General features: G+C 71.0%; 1 pseudogene. It reads left to right on the plus strand.

Annotated elements, in window-relative coordinates:
• A pseudogene (locus GYA94_RS26905) lies at positions 1–214 on the plus strand (HlyD family secretion protein); the annotation flags it as partial.

Genomic DNA, 214 nt, shown 5'->3' on the forward strand with positions numbered 1-214 from the left:
GGCCGACGCCGAACTGCAACAGCGCGCAGCCGCCTTGGACCACGCCCAGGCTCGCCGGCAACTGGCCAGACAGGACCAGCACGACACCGTGATTCGCGCCCCGCTCGCTGGCATCGTGGGCCAACGCCGCGTGCGTGCTGGCCAGTACGTGGTGCCCGGCCAGCCGCTGCTGGCAGTGGTGCCGGTACAGCAGGCCTACGTGGTCGCCAACTAC

Source organism: Pseudomonas juntendi (assembly GCF_009932375.1).
GTDB lineage: Bacteria > Pseudomonadota > Gammaproteobacteria > Pseudomonadales > Pseudomonadaceae > Aquipseudomonas > Aquipseudomonas juntendi.